The following is a 16,996-nucleotide window of genomic DNA, read 5'->3' on the forward strand; positions in this document are numbered from 1 at the left end:
ACGGCACAAGAAGGTTACGCGAATGTTCCGCATCATCACACCCGATAAGGCAAAGCCGTTCACCATCGGACGCAAGGAAGGCAGCGACCTGCTCTTCACGGAACGTTTCGTATCCCGCGAACACGCCATCATAGAATTTAGCGAAGATGCGGGCGGCAGCGCCTGGCACATCCGGAGCCTCACCAAGAACAGCTTTACCCTCGTGAACGACGTGCAAGTAGAAGAAACCACCCTGCGCGACGGTGACGTTATCGGGATCGGCGTAAAGCAGTTGCACGTAAACCTCAAGGGAACGGAACTCACCCTGCTCCTCTTCGACGCAAACGACGAGGTGGAGCGCGTGACGCTGGGAGATGCGCCCGAAACGCGGAAGGTGGGCGACGAGGAATCCCCACGCGAAATTACCGTCAGCAAAAAGGGAGACGGCGCCGAAATCGCATTCCGGCAGGGAGCCGTCGACGAGAACGGGAAAACACACCGCAGGCTCGTACTCGCCCCGGGCGAAACCACGCGATACGACCAGACCGAAATCACCGCGAAGGACGGCGAAATTCTGCTCCGCAAGGCATCTGCGGGTTTCGACATCCACGTGCGCGACCTGGACGTTTTCGCGGGCAAAAAACAGCTCCTCTCGGGCATAGACTTCGACCTCCCCGCGGGCGAAATTCTCGCCATCATCGGGCGCTCTGGCCAGGGAAAATCGAGCCTCCTCAAGCTATTCGAGGGCAGTTACCGCAAGGGGGAACGCAGCAGCGTGCTTATCGGCGGTGTAGATTACCGGCACCGGGAAGTCCGCAAGCACATCGCCATCCTGGCACAAGACCCTCCCCTCCGTCAGGACCTTACCGTAGAGGAGACGCTCCTTCACGGGGCGCGCATCTCGATGGACCGGCGGGAATACGCGGCAACCTCAAACGCAAAGCTCGAAAAATTCTGCGAACTCTTCGGGCTTTCTGCCCGCAGGCAGAACCGCATCAAGACCCTCAGCGGCGGTGAACTCCGGCGCACCGCCCTCGCGGCAGAACTCATGGGTAACCCCGGGCTCATCATCCTCGACGAACCGCTCTCGGGCCTGGACCCGTTCAACTCGCGCATACTCTGCTCCCACCTCAAGCAGCTCGCCTTCCTCGGGCACACGATAATCCTCACCACGCACAGTTACGAGGCGCTCCACATCGCGAACAAGGTACTCGTGCTGCACGCGGGCGAGCAGAGTTTCTACGGTACGCCGCAGGCCGCCTACCAGTTCTTCAAGACGAACGACCCCGAAAGCATCCTCTCGGGCCTGAACCAGGATTCTTCCTCCGTGTGGAAAAAATCGGGCTCCGTGAGCCGCGATACGGTAGAGAGCCATTACGGGCACATCTATTTCACAAGGCAAAAGGCAAAGGCATCGCTCGCCTACGGTATGGCACTCACGCTCCGGCAATGGTTCCGCGACAAGGGCAAAACGGCGGCTCTGCTTTTGCAGCCGTTCATTATCGGATTCCTCTTCTCGCAGATTTTCTCGAAGACATCCTCCCTCTGGACGGTATCCTTCGCCATCATCCTCTGCGCGAACTGGTTTGCGCTATCGCTTTCCATACGCGAAATCGTGCAGGAGAAGGGCATACTCCGGGGCGAATTCCGCAAGGGCGCGAAGGTTCTCCCCTACCTCGCGGGCAAACTCGCGCTCCCGACCGTAGCCGCGTTCCTGCAGACCGCCATCGTGTACGCGTTTGTCGCCTACCGCATTCCCGTGCACCCCTCGCCCGCCCTGCTCGCGGTAGCGTTCGCCTGCACCGTGGCACCCGCAGTAGCCATGGGCATCCTCGTAAGTTCGCTCTCCCGGAATTCCGGGCAGGCAAACGCGTTCCTCCCGCTGCTCATTATCCCGCAGGTGGCGCTCGCCGGCGCGCTCGTGCCCTTCGACCAGATGCAACAGGTAGGCAAGTGGCTTTCGACCGTCGTGTGGTCGCGCTACAACCAGAGCACGCTCCTGAACCTGCTGCTGGAACGCCCCGATGACGTTTGGAACAAACTTTCGGCGCTCATCCTCGCCCTCATATTTTGTATTATTACCGCATTCATTCTACTTAGATCGAAAAAAGCAAAATGACCGAACATGCTGCACAGAATTTTCCGCGCCCCTTTAACGAGAACTACGACCTCATCGGCACTCTCGGCAAGGGCGGGATGGGACTTGTTTACAAGGCACTCGACAAGAAGCTAAAACGCGAAGTCGCATTCAAGATTCTAGACGCATCCGCCGACGAAGAGGCCATCCAGAGATTCTATCTGGAAGCCCAGGCCATGAAGGAACTCGACCACCAGAACATCGTACACGTGTTCGACTTCGGTAAGCAGGACAACCAGCTGTTCATCGCGATGACCTACGTTCAGGGATTCTCGCTTTCTGACGTTCTGCAGCGCCAGAGCAAGCTCCCCTTCGACGCCATCGAGGTCATTATCCGCCAGATTGCACGCGGCCTCCTCTACGCCCACAGCAAGGGAATTGTCCACCGCGACGTGAAGCCCTCGAACATCATGCTCACCCGCGACAACCGCGTGTACGTGATGGATTTCGGCATCTCGTACATCCAGGAAATGGAAAAGGACAGACTCACCAAAACGGGTATGACCATGGGTACACCCGAATACATGAGCCCCGAGCAGTGCCACGGCGACGAGGTGACGCTCCAGTCCGACATCTACAGCATGGGTGTTATCTTGTACGAAATGACCTGCGGCCGCCTCCCCTTCCAGGGTAACCGTCCCGTAGAAATCGCGCTCAAGCACGTGCAGGAACCGCCCCCCGACCCCAAGCAGTTCCGCCCCGACATGCCGAAGGGCCTTTCAGAACTTATCCTCAAGTGCCTCAAGAAAAAACTGAACGAGCGATTCCATGACATGCAGGAATTCCTCGACGAATGCGACCAGGTGTTCCCACCCAAGGACGCGCACAGCAACACGAGATTCGGCAAAAAACAGTCGCTGCTCAGGCACCCGACCTCCATCGCCGAGGCCGCCACGCGCATACCCGCGAGCGTGCGCGTTATCCGCAGGCGACTCACCGCACTAGCCATCTCGCTGTTCCCGCTGCTGATTCTTTTGATGGTGCTCCTGATGCTCACGTACAAGCCCGAAAGCACGCTCCGCGAAATCGAGTGGGACGACGCCCTCGGCAACTTCGAGCAGTCGGCCATCGAGGCAGACATCTCGGGCGGCTACCCCATCGACAACCTCGTGGATGGCGACCTCAAGACGGCATGGCTCACCGCGATGCCCGCAAAGCCGCAGAACCCGGTGCTCACGCTCTTCTTCGAGAAGAAGACGCTCATCACGCACATCGGATTTGCCGTCGGCTACCAGAAATCCGTCGACGACCCGTTCGGCGACCGCTTCCGCATTTTCAAGAAGCCCAAGTCGCTCACCCTCGAAACAAAGGAAGGATTCAAGCAGAAGATTAAGCTCGAGAACGTGAAGGGAATGCAGTACCCGGTGCTCCAGGCGATGGAATCCAGCGAAATCAAGATTTACCTCGACGAAGTATACGAGGCCGACAACAAGGATTTCGCAATTTCCGAGGTGAGGATGCTCGGCATGGAACTACCCTAGTCACGAATTGACATAGCCCGCAGGGGCGACCTTATTAGAACATGCGATACGCTCGCGTGTTCTTTTTTTTGTAAAACATCAACGACGCAAAAAGGAACAAAACATGGAAATAAAGAACAAAGTAAATTTGCAAACCATTCGCAAATTCAAAAACAGGCAAAACGGGGGCAACAAGGCAACGAACCGCCCGAAAGGGAACTTCGTAGAGACGCAGGCCGCCGCGTACTTAAGCCGCGAGGGCTACCAGGTAATCGCTCGTAACTACGCCTACTGCGGCGGAGAACTCGACATTGTTGCAAAGCAGGGCGAAACAATCGTGTTCGTGGAAGTAAAGTCGGTGTGGAACGCGGGCGAAGGCAACCCCGCCGCGCGAGTAAACGCGCAGAAGCAGAAAAAAGTCTGGAAGACGGCATGCCACTTTCTGCATACGCACAGGGATGCCGCCCCCAAGGGGTTCGATCAGCCCTGCCGTTTTGACGTGCTCAGCGCGCGCATGTACATAAAGCCCGTGCAGTTCGAACACTTCAAGAACGCATTCGAGGGAACGCAGGTGATTCCGCAGTGCTGATTCTAGTCCTGGACGCAGCGGACGGAGAATTGATTAGTCGGACTATGGTGCGCACCTTTTATAAAATACCAGTGATTAGTAATAGCCATAATCCCATATTCAGAGGGGAGCCAAAAATAAATTGCTTGCTCTATCTGACTATAAAATTGGCTCCAAAATCCCCCTGCAGGCAACGCCGAAAAAGAAACTTCATCCCACCGATCATCAAATGTCTCTCCTTGCCAACTATTCTTCGCTTTTAGTTTATACGCCAACGTGCTATCATAATCGGCATCGGCAACATACAACATTTCCATCCATTCTGCTTTTGTTGGCAGATGCCAACCTGTGGGGCATATAATCCTCGAAGCATCTCGAGAATAAAGACGACCATACTTATCACAGTTAGATTGTTCGTGCTTATAACAACTGCTAGAATAAGTGTAGAGAACAGTATCCTTATTCGAGTCAATTAGACGGACCGTTCTGCTTTCACCAGAGTCTGCGCCTGTCATACGATTGAGGTTCTGCTGCATCCATTGAAGTTCACCAATCACAACCGTCTTATACTCCTGACCATCGGATGTCTTCAATGTTCCCATAAGGCGCCCATTAGGGCGAGTCCATTCTTTGTTAACGCACTTGCTAAACCCTCCATTCACTTTAAAGATATGATTCTGGATATAACCCACGCAAGCGCGATTCGCAGTTATTTCCGCACTAGTAGCCGCCCTAAATACACCATTCTCGCAAACATATTTATTCTGCTGGTTCACACGACCAACCAGAATCGTTCCATCGCCATACTTGCCGAACGCCTTACATTCGGCTTGTGAACCGATAGTATCGTTGTAGATGTCCGGCGCAACCACCCACTTGCGCAAGGTATCAGGCGTAGATTGCGGAGTGCACACATAGTATTCATTCTTGTAGTTGCTTGTTGAGGTATCGCGTCTTGCAGCCTTGGTCTCTGTACAAGCTCCAAGATAACGGTCCAAAGCCGTACCATGCCTCCAACTGCCATTTTCAAAGACATAAATCAAGTCTTTGTTCACATTTCCGGGCTTGATTTGTCCCGTTATAATACCCTTTCCCCAGCCCACGGTATCCTTCTCGATATCCGTCGCCTCGCGCCATGCATAGGGCAACTGCATGCCATTCACATAAATAATCTTGTTCACGGCGCAAGTATACCAAACCGAAGAATTATTCGTTATAGGCAATCCCTGTACCTTATTCAACCAATTTTTGGTACAGGGACCCAAATCAGGAACAAGATCAAGATCCGTCCCGCGGCGCCATGCGTAACCGCCCTTTCCCGAGGTATCTTCATAAACGTAAATGTGGGACTCGTCTACATTACCGACCCTTGCAACCTCCCCATCGGGGGTGCCAAATCCAACGGTATCCGCCTCGGCAGTTGTCGGCGCGCGCCATGCGTAGGGAACAGAGGCATTGCCCTTGCCGCAGATATACCACATGGTTTCTTCGTTTACGATTATGCTGTCAGCCTTGCCGACACTGTCCGCAACACAGCTGTTTTTTAGCGCCACGTCAAGTTCGGTGCCACGGCGCCAAGCACCTTCCTTCACATACACGAAGTTGGTATTGACATTGCCGGACATCGCTGCAGCATTGGCAATAGATGGATCGAATGCTGCAGTATCCTTCTCGATGTCAGTTGCAAAGCGCCATGCGAACGAATTACCGGAAGCCGCGCAAATCAGACGCACCAGGCTGCTGTCGCCGTCGGTGTATGCGGAATCGTTCGCGGCATAGTAGGCGGAGTTCTTGTTTTTGACGGCGAAGAGCGCGCCTTCGTTGTCGGATGAGCACGTGTCCACGCCGAGTTCTTGCATCCAGAAATTGGTTACATGGCCTTCAAATGCGGGGGCCTTGCTGTCGGCAAGTTTCCAACCCTCGACATTCGCGCGAATCTTGGGGAGGCCGCCATTCAGGTCGGTTTTCATCGCCCAGTCCGCAATCTGCGCGCGCTGCTTCACGTTGTCCCACTGGCCGTTGTCGCCCAGGTCCACGCTCAGTGATGCAAGGAGGGCAGTCAGTTCGGATTCATTGCGGTCGCCCTGAAGGAGAACGGAGATTGCGAGCAGGGCGGCATTGCCCTTGCCTTCCTTGAGCACGTTTAGGTCTTCGGCCATGCCTTCGAAACCCGAATTGTTGATGCCGAACGCAGTGAAGAGTTCCTTCTCGGCGGCCATCTTCGCCTTGGTTACAGAAGAATCCTTCCTCGTGACAAGATACTGCACGCGGTCATACTCAAGGTGAGTCACCAGGTTGATGTTCGCGGAGGAGCGTCCCTTCAGGTTCGTCAACGCGCGCAGCTTGATGGCGGCGGAACTGTTCTCGCCCGTCACCTCGTTGCGGTAGAAGCCGTCCGCCACAATGTAGGCAAACGCGCTGTTCAATTTTACCGTCTTGATATCGAAGGTACCGTCGGCGCGTTCAATCTTGCCGCCGAACGTCTTGCCGGTCTGCTTGAGCGAGCGTCCGTTCTGCAGTTCGTATGCCGTAATATCCGTGCCGGTAACGAACGGGCCCTTCTGGCTCACGCCGCTTAGGCTAATAGCACTATCCAGAGTAGCGCAGTCCTCGGCACTCACGTTAGCGTCGCATACCTCGGGCTGATCCGCATAGCCTGTCAAATCCATCGTGAAGGTCTCGGAACCGCAGGCGATGGTCGCAGTGAGCGCAGAGGCTTCCTGAATCTTACAGCCCGTGCCATTCGTACCGTTGGTGCCGTCCTTGCCGTTCGTACCATCGGTGCCCGGAGCGCCGTCCTTGCCATTGGTTCCGTTGGTGCCCGGAGCGCCGTCGTCACCCTTCTCGCCCTTTGCGCCGTCATCGCCCTTGTCACCCTTCGCGCCGTCTTTACCGTCGGCGCCGTTCTTGCCGTTACGCACCGTGCCGATGGATTCCCCGTTACAGAAAATCTCGAAGCCCGTGCCGTCGTTCAGGCTCGTGGAGGTACAGACGTTGTCGCCCACGCTCACCGTGTTCACGCCAAGCGCCACCCATTCCTTGCCGTCGCAGCCCAGGAACTCGTGAGTCTCCTTGACGAACGCCGTCTGGCCCGCGATGTCCTCGGTACAGGCAGGCAGATCATCAGTGGACTTGATTGCGCCCACGTTCGCGTTGATTTCGGTGATGTCGTCACCGCACGCTGCAAGGAGGAGGGCCGCAAGGGCAAGGGAGAAATGTACGGATCCTCGCCTACGCGAGGATGACAACGCAAAAGGTTTCATAAGGGTTCCTTTCTCTTAAATCGCACCAAAATGTAATAAATTATTTATATTATCGCCATGCGTTTTGAAGTACATCCCGTAAACCCGCAGGCGAGAATCGTGAAACTCGCCGCAGCCGCCCTCGAAGACGACGCGCTGGTACTCTACCCCACCGAATCGGGCTATGCCATCGGCTGCAATGCAGAATCCCCGAAGGCAATCCACAAGCTTTACGCCCTCAAGAAGCCTATGAAGAAGTTCTTCATGGCGCTCATCGTACCCGACATCCGCAGCGCGACCGAATATGCCCGCATCGACAACTTCGCGTTCAACATCATGAAGCCGCGCGTGCCCGGGCCCTACACCTTCATTCTGCCCGCCGACCCGCACATCGCCCGCAGGCTCGACGTGAAGCGCCCCGAAATCGGCATCCGCATGCCCACGCACCCGTTTTTCAAAGAACTCTTCCAGCATTTCGACAAGCCCATCCTCAGCACGGCGGCAAAACTCAGCGAAGAGGACATCTTCGAGCCCGACGTAATCTGGAAGACCTTCGAGCATTCCGTCGAGATGATGGTCGACTGCGGCCCCATTGAGATTAACCCGACGAACATAATAAGCCTCATCGGCGGAAACGTCGAGGTAATCCGCGGCGAGCTGCTGGACCCGTAAGGTTGCGTTATTTTTCGTTCCCTTTATACGCAAAAGGCCTCCCATAGGGAGGCGTTTTGCGTATCGGGGTAGCCAGATTGCAAAATGTCGCTTTGCTCCATTTTGCCCTACGGGCTTATGCTAGCGCATAAGCTCAAAAACACCTTTACTTTCGCTTCGCTCAACGGTGTTTTTGTCAAACTGACTCCATCAGTTCGATCTGGCGATACCCAAGATACACAAAGGTCCCCATAAAGGGGACCTTTGTGTATCGGGGTAGCCAGATTCGAACTGACGACATTCTGCTCCCAAAGCAGACGCTCTACCAGGCTGAGCTACACCCCGATAGCCCAAATATAGTAAAAACTATAGAAAAAGGCGGGAGGCATAAGTTTTTTGTTTGACTATCCTGGGGGTATCAGCACCCGGAATTGCGGCTAGTCCTGTACGCAACGGACACTATACGCGTTCGGTTTGGTTAGGTCAGCATCGCCATAGGTCACGTCATTTTCACCCGTTTTCAAAATCAAATATGCCGCTCTCGTAGCACCAACATTCGCATTTGACGTAGAAGTCCAGAGTAAGGCCCAAGTACCAAAATTATAGTAAGCATTAGAAGAAGCAACATAATAGCCCGCAGGTCGGGCATCGAAGGCAACAGCATCACTGCCGTCCCAATGCCAATAACTTTTCAGGGCTCTTCCCTTTCCAGTAGAAGAACCATTTGTTGCCTCGTTCATCAACGTATGATATTCTGCTCGCGTCGGCAAGTGCCAGCCAGCAGGGCAAGCCTTCATTGCAGCGCCAAAGGTATAAAGACGTCCATACACATGGCAACTATCCGATTTGTAACAATAACTACTATCAACATTGTAGTAAAGATTCGATCTCATCCATTGCTGGTTTCCAACCACAGTAGTATTGTACCTGTTTCCAGCGCCATCCTTCACATATCCTATCGATCTGTCTTCTGTACGAACCCATCCGTTATCGGTACACGTACGGAATACAGCTTCCAACCTAGCAATATAACCCTTTATAAATGTTACACATGCGCGGTTGTAACTTATTTCGTCACTATTTGCAAGCCTGAAATTACTTGCGCTCTGGCACGCATAGAATTTATCCTTATTTACACGGCCAGCCATAAGGGAGCCATCGCCATACGCTCCACTCGCACTGCAAGCAGAGCGCGATTCATACGTATCATTGAAAAGGTCGGGAGCAGGAACCCACTTGCGTACGGTATCCCCTGTCGACTGAGCAGTACATACATAATACAGGTTATTGTATTTGTAGGTCTTCAAGGTATCGTTATTTGTTATACATGCTCTGTAGCCCGCTTGCTTGAAGATGTAATCCAAGGTGGTTCCGTGCCTCCAAGTAGAATTTTGGCGAACGTAAGTCAAATTTGGATTTGTAGTTTTTTTAATAGTGGGTTCATGAACAACCATATTCATTACCGGTTAAGTTAAATATATCCTTTTTTCTTGTTAAGTGGTATACCCTTGTGGTCTAGGCAGCCTGTTTTGACAGCCTATATTCAACCGGAGTCATGTATCCCAGCGAACTATGGAGCCGTTTCCGGTTGTAGAACAGCTCGATATACCTGAAAGCGGCCTCCCGCACGTCTTCGATGTCCTTGAAGTCACGCCTGTAGGCCATCTCCTTCTTGAAGCTTGCGAAGAAGCTTTCCATGCAGGCGTTGTCGTAGGGGCAGCCCGGTGCGCTCATCGAGGGCGTTATCCCGTTCTCCGAGAGCATCGTGCGGTAACCCATGCTACTGTACTGCACGCCGCGGTCGGAATGGAAGATGAGCCCGTCGTGATGGCCGCGTTGCATGATGGCATTGGACAACGCGCGCTTGACAAGTTCCGTGTCGATGTTCTTGCTTACGGCGTAGCCCACCGCCTCCTTGTTACACAGGTCCAACACCACGGCAAGGTACACCCAGCCAAGCGTAGTCTTGACGTAGGTGATGTCGCCGGCCCAGACGGCGTTCAGGCTGTCGGGATCGAACTTACGCTGCACCAGGTTCTCGCTGTACATGGCGTCGCATTTGCCCTTGCGGTAGGGTTTCCACTTCCTGAGTGTGACTGGATAGAGCCCGTTCTCGCGCATGATGCGGCGCAGTTTCCACACCTTTACCTCGACACCCTTGTCTTGGAGTGCCGCCAGCATCTTCGGGCAACCGTACACGCGGTGGTTTTCTTCGAAGGTGTCGCGGACCTTCTGGACAAGCCGTTCTTCGCGGGCCTTCTTCTCGGCACGTTTTTCCTGCTGGCGCGACCACTGGTAGTAGGAACACTGCGGTATTCCTAGGGCTCTGCACATCTTCCTGACTGAGTATTTCTTGCGGTTCACGTGTATCGCCTCGCATTTCAGTCGTGTGGTCGCATAAAGATGTGCAGGGATTTTTTTAGGATCTCTACCGTCTCCTTCTCGTCCGCAAGCTCCTTTTCACGCTTCTTCAGGAGTTTTTCCAGTTCCCTGTTCTTGGCGGCGAGTTCCTCGACGGACACCTTGCGGATTCGCCGTTCCTCGCGGTAGCTCGGCAGGTTGTGTTCCTTGCGGTACTCGTTTACCCACCGACCGACTGTATTGGGCCCGATTCCGAGTTCCTTGGCTATTTGGTTTGCTGACTTTTCGCCTTTCAGGACCAGCTTGATGACCTGTTCCCTTGTCTCGGAGCTATAGTTGATTTTTGCCATTGTTTTACCTTTTGGGGGTTGCGCAATGAATATAGTAGCTTATGCTACCCTCTTATTAAACTCCTGCATGGTCCACCATTCGCATGGAACCAAGCCTTACCTCACCGGTCAACTCCATGTAGTCATTTTCGAACGTGGGAAGTTCTATCTCGTAGAACCTGGCACAAGTCGTATCGAGCAAGTCGTTCAGCGAAACAGAAGAGCACCGGTCATTCATCTCTGCGATGCGGTTTGCTCGCTTCAGGAGGGCCGCCACTTCCGGGTTGGAGTCGCCCGCCATGGTCTGCAAGTTCTTGATGTCGTCCTTCAACTTCTGGATTTCTTCGGGACTTTTCACGAACACGGAAACCGTTGTTCCCTTGCCATCGGAAGCGGTCGCTTCGGAAGAAGGCGCCGGAGCAGGAGCCTCTGTAAACTGCGTCGGAGCAGGTGCAGGCGCTGCAGCGGGTTGTGCAGCCGGGGCCGCAGTGGCAGGTTGTTGCAAGACGGGATCCTGGGCAAACGCGAATGATACCGCAAACAAGCCCAGAAGCATTTTCCATTTATAAAACATGGTTTGGCGCTCCGTTATAAACTTTTTGTAACATGAATATATATTTATATGGAATACAAATGTTAACTATCCGCCTAATTTGGTTGTAAAAAAGGCGGGGAAAAAGGAATTATTTACCTGTCAGGCGATTTTTAGCCAAAAATTCTGGTATAAAGTCCCGGCGCAAACTTCTCGATATAGCCCATCGCCAGGATAAACACGATTACCGCGGGCAAAATCCACTTGAAGTAGAAGCAGAGCACGGGGTTCGTGGGAATGTTGAAGCCCTTGCCGAAATTCGCCTCGGTGAGGAAGTTCTTCTGCTTCCAGCCGAACCTGTGGTTACAGAAAAGCACAAACACAAGTGCACCCAGCGGCAAGAGCGTGTTGGACACGAGGAAGTCTTCCAGGTCGAGGACGCAGCTGCCCGCACCGAAGGGTTCGAAGCCCGAAAGCACGTTGAACCCGAGCGCGCAGGGGAAAGAGAGAAGCACAATCGCGAAGAAGTTCCAGCGCACCGCCTTCGAGCGTTCCACCCCGTGGGCATCTATCCAGTAGGCAATGATGTTCTCGAACACGGCAACGAGCGTAGAGAGCGCCGCAAACGAGAGGAACAGGAAGAACGCCGCACCGCATATACGGCCCGCAGGCATCTGCGCGAACACGTTCGGGAGCGTCGCGAAAATGAGGCCGGGGCCCGCACCGGGTTTCACCCCGAAGGCAAAGCAACTCGGGATGATGATGAGGCCCGCAAGGAGCGCTACCACAGTATCGAGCAGGCAGATGTTCGCCGCCTCTTTCGGGAGGCTGTGGGTCTTGCCGATGTAGCTTCCGAAAATGGTCATGGAACCGATACCGATACTGAGCGTAAAGAACGACTGGCCGAGAGCGGCGAAGACCACCTTCCCTATTCCAGCCTCCTTCAGTTTTGCGAAATCGGGCTTGAGGTAGAATTCCAGGCCCTCGCCCGCACCCGGGAGCGTAAGCACGCGCACCACGAGCAATAGCATTATAAACAGGAGGGCGACCATCATTATCTTGGTGACGCCTTCCACGCCACGCTTCACGCCGAGCGCCACGATAGAAAGCCCGAGGAACGTAGCGACAATCATCCAGAAGCAGAGAAGCGGCCCGTTGCCGAGCATCTCTCCAAACGCGGCGCCCACCTGTTCGGGATTCATTTCCATGAGGTCGCCCATGGTGACCATGCGATAGAAGTAGTAGAGCATCCACCCGGTGACCGTGGTATAGAACATCATAAGGAGGTAGTTCCCCACAATCATCGGGATACCCGCATAGTGCCACTTGTGGCCAGGCTTTTCAAGCACATTGAAAGCCCTGCCTACCCCCCGCTGGGCTGCGCGACCCACGGTAAATTCCATCACCAGGATGGGAAAACCGAAAATCAGCAGGAACAGCAGATAAATTAATATAAACGCGGCACCGCCGTACTGGCCCGTAATAAACGGGAACCTCCAGACGTTACCGAGACCAATGGCACAGCCCGCTGCAACCAGGATAAAGCCCAGTCGCGAGCCGAATCCTTCGCGATTTTCACTCATTTCTTGTTCACACCGTCAAGGTCTGCATACTGGCCGTAGAGGCCGTTCACCGGAATATACCTGCGGCTACCGTCCGCGGCAATGATAATGGCGACACCCTGCACGTAGCCAAGCCACTTCTTGAGGTCTTCGTACGCCTTGAAGTCAACCGCCTGCTTGGTGAGGTAGGCCGTAAGCGGAGCCACGACCATATCGTGCGATATCATGATACCGATGCGGTATTCCGGCGGGAAAGCGGGCAGAATGTACTGGGTCAGGAGCGCGACGCTCGTTTCCGTAAGGTCGTTGAACGTATCCGTGTATTCGCCCTTGTACATCCAGCTGGCAAACACCTTGAGCTGGTTGGTCTCGAAATCTTCGGCAGCATGCAGGTCCAGGAGAGAATCGTTCTTCACGTAGCCGCCACCCGCAAGTTTCTGCACGACGGTGCTCACGAACTGCGTTGTATCGCCGCCACGGCCCGCAAAGATATTCTTGGCGGTCGATTCGGTGCGCACAAAGTCAGAATGGGCGTAGAATATGGGGTCTGTCGCATTGACAGCCGCAATCATCGCGCCGAGAGTCTGGCACTGGTTCACGCCGGTCATGTGGAGCGGAGTTTCACGCCCCGTGGAACTGCCACGGCGGGCATGGCGCAGCACAAAGACGACGCGTTCCGTAGGCTGGACTGCGGCAAGAACTTCGGCAAGGGGCAAGAGAGTGCCATTGGCCGCACTAGCCTCGACAAACGGGGCATCCTTCGCGATTTCTTCTTCGAGGGTACCGGGAGTATAGCCGCCGCCCTGGGGAGGCACATCCACTTCGGCGCTACTTTCAGGAGCAACGACTGCGGATGAGGACTGCGGGTCGGTCGCCTGCGATACGGGAGCATCGCCCGAGCTGGACGGCACGGAACTGTCCGAAGACGTGGTGACCGGACCCTCCGCAGAGGACTGCGGTGCACTGGGAAGCCCGTCAGAGCCATCATCGCCACAGGCGGTAAGGAACATCGTGGCCACTGCACAACCGAGGAGAACTTTCAGGAACGGAGTTTTCATAATAATTTCCCGTGAAATCGTTTTTTCAAAATATAATAGAAATTTGGGCAATGGCGCCAGGCGAAAGCCGTTTTTTCTATATTTAGCGCCGCAAATATCGCGCGATAAGCGTGCGAAAACAGTGCGGAAACGAAAATGAGCGAAAACTACAAATACGGGTTTGTAACAGATATCGAGAACGAGGCCTTCGAGAAGGGCCTGAACGAAGATATCATCCGGAGAGCCTCCAAGCTCCGCGGCGAACCGCAGTTCATGCTCGATTTCCGCCTGAAGGCCTACGAGAAGCTCAAGACCATGGAGCAGCCCAATTGGGGCGAGCTGAGCTTTAATCCGGTGGACCTGCAGGACATCGTCTACTACTCCGCCCCGAAGACCAAGAAGAGCCACGAAAAAATCGAGGACGTGGACCCTGAGTTGCTCGCGACCTTCGAAAAGCTCGGCATCCCGCTCGACGAACAGAAGCGTCTGGCCAACGTGGCCGTGGACGCGGTCTTTGACTCAGTGAGCATTTATACCAGCCACAAGCGCAAGCTCATGGAAATGGGCATCCTTTTCTGCAGCATCAGCGACGCCATCAAGGAATACCCCGAACTCATCGAGGAGTACCTGGGCTCTGTGGTTCCCGCAGGCGACAACTACTTTGCGGCTTTGAACAGCGCCGTCTTTGGTGACGGAAGCTTCGTGTACATCCCGCCTGGAGTCAAGTGCCCGATGGACCTTTCCACCTACTTCCGCATCAACAACAAGGAAGCGGGCCAGTTTGAACGTACCCTGATTATCGCCGACGAAGGTGCCAGCGTGAGCTACCTCGAAGGTTGCACCGCGCCAGAATATTCGAGCAAGCAATTGCATAGCGCCATCGTGGAGCTGGTGGCAAAAGACAACGCGAGCATTAAATATTCGACAGTCCAGAACTGGTACGCGGGCGACCGCGAGACGGGAGCCGGTGGCGTGTACAACTTCGTGACCAAACGCGGCAAGTGCGCGGGCAAGAACAGCCGCATCAGCTGGACGCAGGTGGAAACCGGTTCCGCCATTACCTGGAAGTACCCCAGCTGCGTGCTGCTGGGCGACAATTCCGTGGGCGAGTTCTATAGCGTGGCCCTGACCAACGGACACATGCAGGCCGACACCGGCACCAAGATGATCCACATCGGCAAGAACACCAAGAGCACCATTATTTCGAAAGGCATCAGCGCCGACTACTCCAGCAACGCCTACCGCGGCGAAGTGAACATCCACAAGTCCGCCACCGGGGCCAGGAACTACACCCAGTGCGACAGCATGCTGGTGGGTACCAAGAGCGCCGCCCACACCTTCCCCTACATTACGGTAGCCAACGCCAGTTCCACCACGGAACACGAGGCTACCACCAGCCGCATCAGCGAAGACCAGCTTTTCTATTTCGAAAGCCGCGGCATCAAGCGCGAAGACGCCATACAAGCGATGGTGGGCGGATTCTGCAAGGACGTGTTCAAGGAACTCCCCGGCGAATTCGCGACCGAGGCAAGGCAACTGCTGACCTTGAAGCTTGAGCATTCTGTCGGGTAACAAATAGACGAAAGAACGCTTCACTTTGTTCGCTTTAGACGAAAGACGAAAGAATTCTTCACACTTCACTACGTTCCGTTCAGAATGACGAGCAAGCGGACTGCTCTAGAATTGTTTAAATTATTGTCAATGAACGACGAAGAATTGAACAGCCTTTTCAAGGCGCAGGGCAAAAAGCGCTGGCAAGTCGCGAACACGACCGCAAAGGAACGCATTTGCAAGTTGAAGGCGCTCCGCAAGGCGATTGTAGAGCGCCAGCAGGAATTCTACGACGCTGTCTGGGAAGACTTCCACAAGCCGAAGACCGAAGCCTGGCTGACCGAAGTGTTCCCTGCCCTCGAAGAAATCGACGACGCGATTGCACGCCTCCCCGACTGGATGGAAGACAAGCCCGGGCGCTGGAGCTGGCTGTTCCCGCTCAACCAGAGCGCAAGCCATTTCGAGCCGAAGGGCCGTGTGCTCATCATGGCGCCGTGGAACTACCCCTTTTTGCTGTTCCTCTCGCCCATCACCGCAGCCATTGCCGCAGGTAATGTCGTCATCGCGAAACCGAGCCACAAGACGCCCCGCGTAAGCGCCGTTCTCGAATCGATTATCGCAGACGTATTCGAGAACGACGAAGTCGCCGTCGTGCAGGGAGCCGGAACGGAAATCGGAGACCTGTTGCTCGCCCTCCCCTTCGACCACGTGTTCTTCACCGGGAGCCCGAAAGTCGGCGCGCACGTCGCGGAATGTGCCGCGAAGGTCCATGCAAGCATCACGCTTGAACTCGGGGGAAAATCTCCCGCCTTTATCCTCGAAGACGTGAATGTCGCGGATGCCGCCCGGAAAATCGCCTGGGGCAAGTGCCTGAACGCAGGCCAGACCTGCATCGCGCCGGACTACGTGCTATGCCCGCGCAACCTCGTGCAACCGCTCGCCGACGCGATTGCAGACAACATAAAGAAAATGTATGGCGATACGGAAGAAATCCGCCGCAATTGCGAGAACTTCGTGCACATCGTCGAGAGCCACGCTACTGAACGCCACAAGGCGCTCTTAGAAGATGCTGTTGCAAAAGGCGCGAAGGCCGTCATCGGCGGGGCGGATTATTGCGATATCGCGGGCAGGTACACGCCTGCAACCGTACTTACCGGCGTCACGCCCGAAATGGACATCATGCAGAGCGAAATTTTCGGGCCCATCCTCCCGATTGTCGCCTACGATTCACTCGAAGAAGCTATTGCGTTTGTCCAGAGCCGCCCGAAACCGCTTGCACTTTACATCTTCGGGCGCAACGAGAAGGCGATCGACCGCGTGCTGCGCGAAACCACCTCGGGTTCCACCTGCGTGAACCACTGCATTCTGCAAATAGAAAACCTCTCCATGCCCTTCGGGGGCGTAGGCATGAGCGGCACCGGCAATTACCACGGGTTTTACGGGTTCAAGACGTTCAGCCACGAAAGGAACGTGATGCACCAGGGCGCATTCGACCCCATGCAGTTTTTCTACCCGCCCTACCACAAGGCAAGCGACAAGGGCTTCCGCGCCAAAATCCAACGGATTGCAAAGAAAATACTGGGGTAA

12 protein-coding genes, 1 tRNA gene and 1 pseudogene are annotated in these 16,996 nt (G+C 54.9%); 6 read left to right on the top strand and 8 right to left on the bottom strand.

All coding sequences use genetic code 11. From position 1 onward, the window contains the following. Nucleotides 1-22: 22 nt before the first annotated feature. The 3 genes from CRO08_RS11970 to CRO08_RS11980 all read left to right on the top strand — a co-directional run bounded on the left by CRO08_RS11970 (nucleotide 23) and on the right by CRO08_RS11980 (nucleotide 4,165). On the top strand, nucleotides 23-2,098 hold the full coding sequence (locus CRO08_RS11970) for an ATP-binding cassette domain-containing protein (RefSeq protein WP_176495145.1): 2,076 nt from the start codon (nucleotides 23-25) through the stop codon (nucleotides 2,096-2,098). Beyond that, on the top strand, nucleotides 2,095-3,597 hold the full coding sequence (locus CRO08_RS11975; RefSeq protein ID WP_097036392.1) for a serine/threonine-protein kinase: 1,503 nt from the start codon (nucleotides 2,095-2,097) through the stop codon (nucleotides 3,595-3,597). Before CRO08_RS11970 ends, CRO08_RS11975 begins: the two co-directional genes overlap by 4 nt. Nucleotides 3,598-3,700: 103 nt before the next feature. Then, complete coding sequence (locus CRO08_RS11980) at nucleotides 3,701-4,165, top strand: YraN family protein (protein ID WP_097036393.1); 465 nt, start codon at nucleotides 3,701-3,703, stop codon at nucleotides 4,163-4,165. 2 nt (nucleotides 4,166-4,167) lie between these two features. Here the strand turns inward: CRO08_RS11980 and CRO08_RS11985 are convergent, their stop codons facing one another. Next, a complete protein-coding gene (locus CRO08_RS11985) occupies nucleotides 4,168-7,407 on the bottom strand; it encodes an FISUMP domain-containing protein (protein ID WP_097036394.1) in 3,240 nt (1,079 codons plus the stop codon). 57 nt (nucleotides 7,408-7,464) lie between these two features. Here CRO08_RS11985 and CRO08_RS11990 point away from each other — a divergent pair, with 57 nt between their 5' ends. Next, the gene (locus tag CRO08_RS11990) at nucleotides 7,465-8,058 is read left to right on the top strand and encodes an L-threonylcarbamoyladenylate synthase (RefSeq protein ID WP_097036395.1); all 594 of its coding nucleotides are present in this window, start codon (nucleotides 7,465-7,467) and stop codon (nucleotides 8,056-8,058) included. A gap of 250 nt (nucleotides 8,059-8,308) precedes the next feature. On the opposite strand, the gene CRO08_RS11995 is transcribed toward CRO08_RS11990, so the two are convergent. The 7 genes from CRO08_RS11995 to CRO08_RS12025 form a co-directional block, all read right to left on the bottom strand. Further along, nucleotides 8,309-8,382, bottom strand: a tRNA-Pro gene (locus tag CRO08_RS11995). Nucleotides 8,383-8,474: 92 nt separating this feature from the next. Continuing rightward, a complete protein-coding gene (locus CRO08_RS12000; protein ID WP_097036396.1) occupies nucleotides 8,475-9,497 on the bottom strand; it encodes an FISUMP domain-containing protein in 1,023 nt (340 codons plus the stop codon). Between the two features lie 55 nt (nucleotides 9,498-9,552). Beyond that, nucleotides 9,553-10,401, bottom strand: coding sequence for an IS3 family transposase (locus CRO08_RS12005; protein WP_176495014.1), 849 nt, complete (start codon nucleotides 10,399-10,401; stop codon nucleotides 9,553-9,555). A 17-nt stretch (nucleotides 10,402-10,418) separates the two neighbouring features. After that, nucleotides 10,419-10,748 (bottom strand): transposase, encoded by a 330-nt coding sequence (locus CRO08_RS12010; RefSeq protein ID WP_097034692.1) that lies wholly within the window; start codon nucleotides 10,746-10,748, stop codon nucleotides 10,419-10,421. Between the two features lie 55 nt (nucleotides 10,749-10,803). Beyond that, on the bottom strand, nucleotides 10,804-11,283 hold the full coding sequence (locus tag CRO08_RS12015) for a hypothetical protein (RefSeq protein ID WP_097036397.1): 480 nt from the start codon (nucleotides 11,281-11,283) through the stop codon (nucleotides 10,804-10,806). Between the two features lie 149 nt (nucleotides 11,284-11,432). Next, on the bottom strand, nucleotides 11,433-12,842 hold the full coding sequence (locus CRO08_RS12020) for a sodium-dependent transporter (RefSeq protein WP_097036398.1): 1,410 nt from the start codon (nucleotides 12,840-12,842) through the stop codon (nucleotides 11,433-11,435). Continuing rightward, nucleotides 12,839-13,879, bottom strand: a complete 1,041-nt coding sequence (locus tag CRO08_RS12025) for a histidine phosphatase family protein (RefSeq protein WP_097036399.1) — start codon at nucleotides 13,877-13,879, stop codon at nucleotides 12,839-12,841. Before CRO08_RS12025 ends, CRO08_RS12020 begins: the two co-directional genes overlap by 4 nt. A 120-nt stretch (nucleotides 13,880-13,999) precedes the next feature. On the opposite strand from CRO08_RS12025, the pseudogene sufB reads away from it, so the two are divergent. Beyond that, nucleotides 14,000-15,430 (top strand): annotated as a pseudogene (sufB, locus tag CRO08_RS12030) (Fe-S cluster assembly protein SufB); the annotation flags it as partial. Nucleotides 15,431-15,559: 129 nt separating this feature from the next. Further along, complete coding sequence (locus tag CRO08_RS12035) at nucleotides 15,560-16,996, top strand: aldehyde dehydrogenase family protein (RefSeq protein WP_255252350.1); 1,437 nt, start codon at nucleotides 15,560-15,562, stop codon at nucleotides 16,994-16,996.

Origin of the sequence: Fibrobacter sp. UWT3, from assembly GCF_900230125.1 — a bacterium.
Classification (GTDB): Bacteria; Fibrobacterota; Fibrobacteria; order Fibrobacterales; family Fibrobacteraceae; genus Fibrobacter.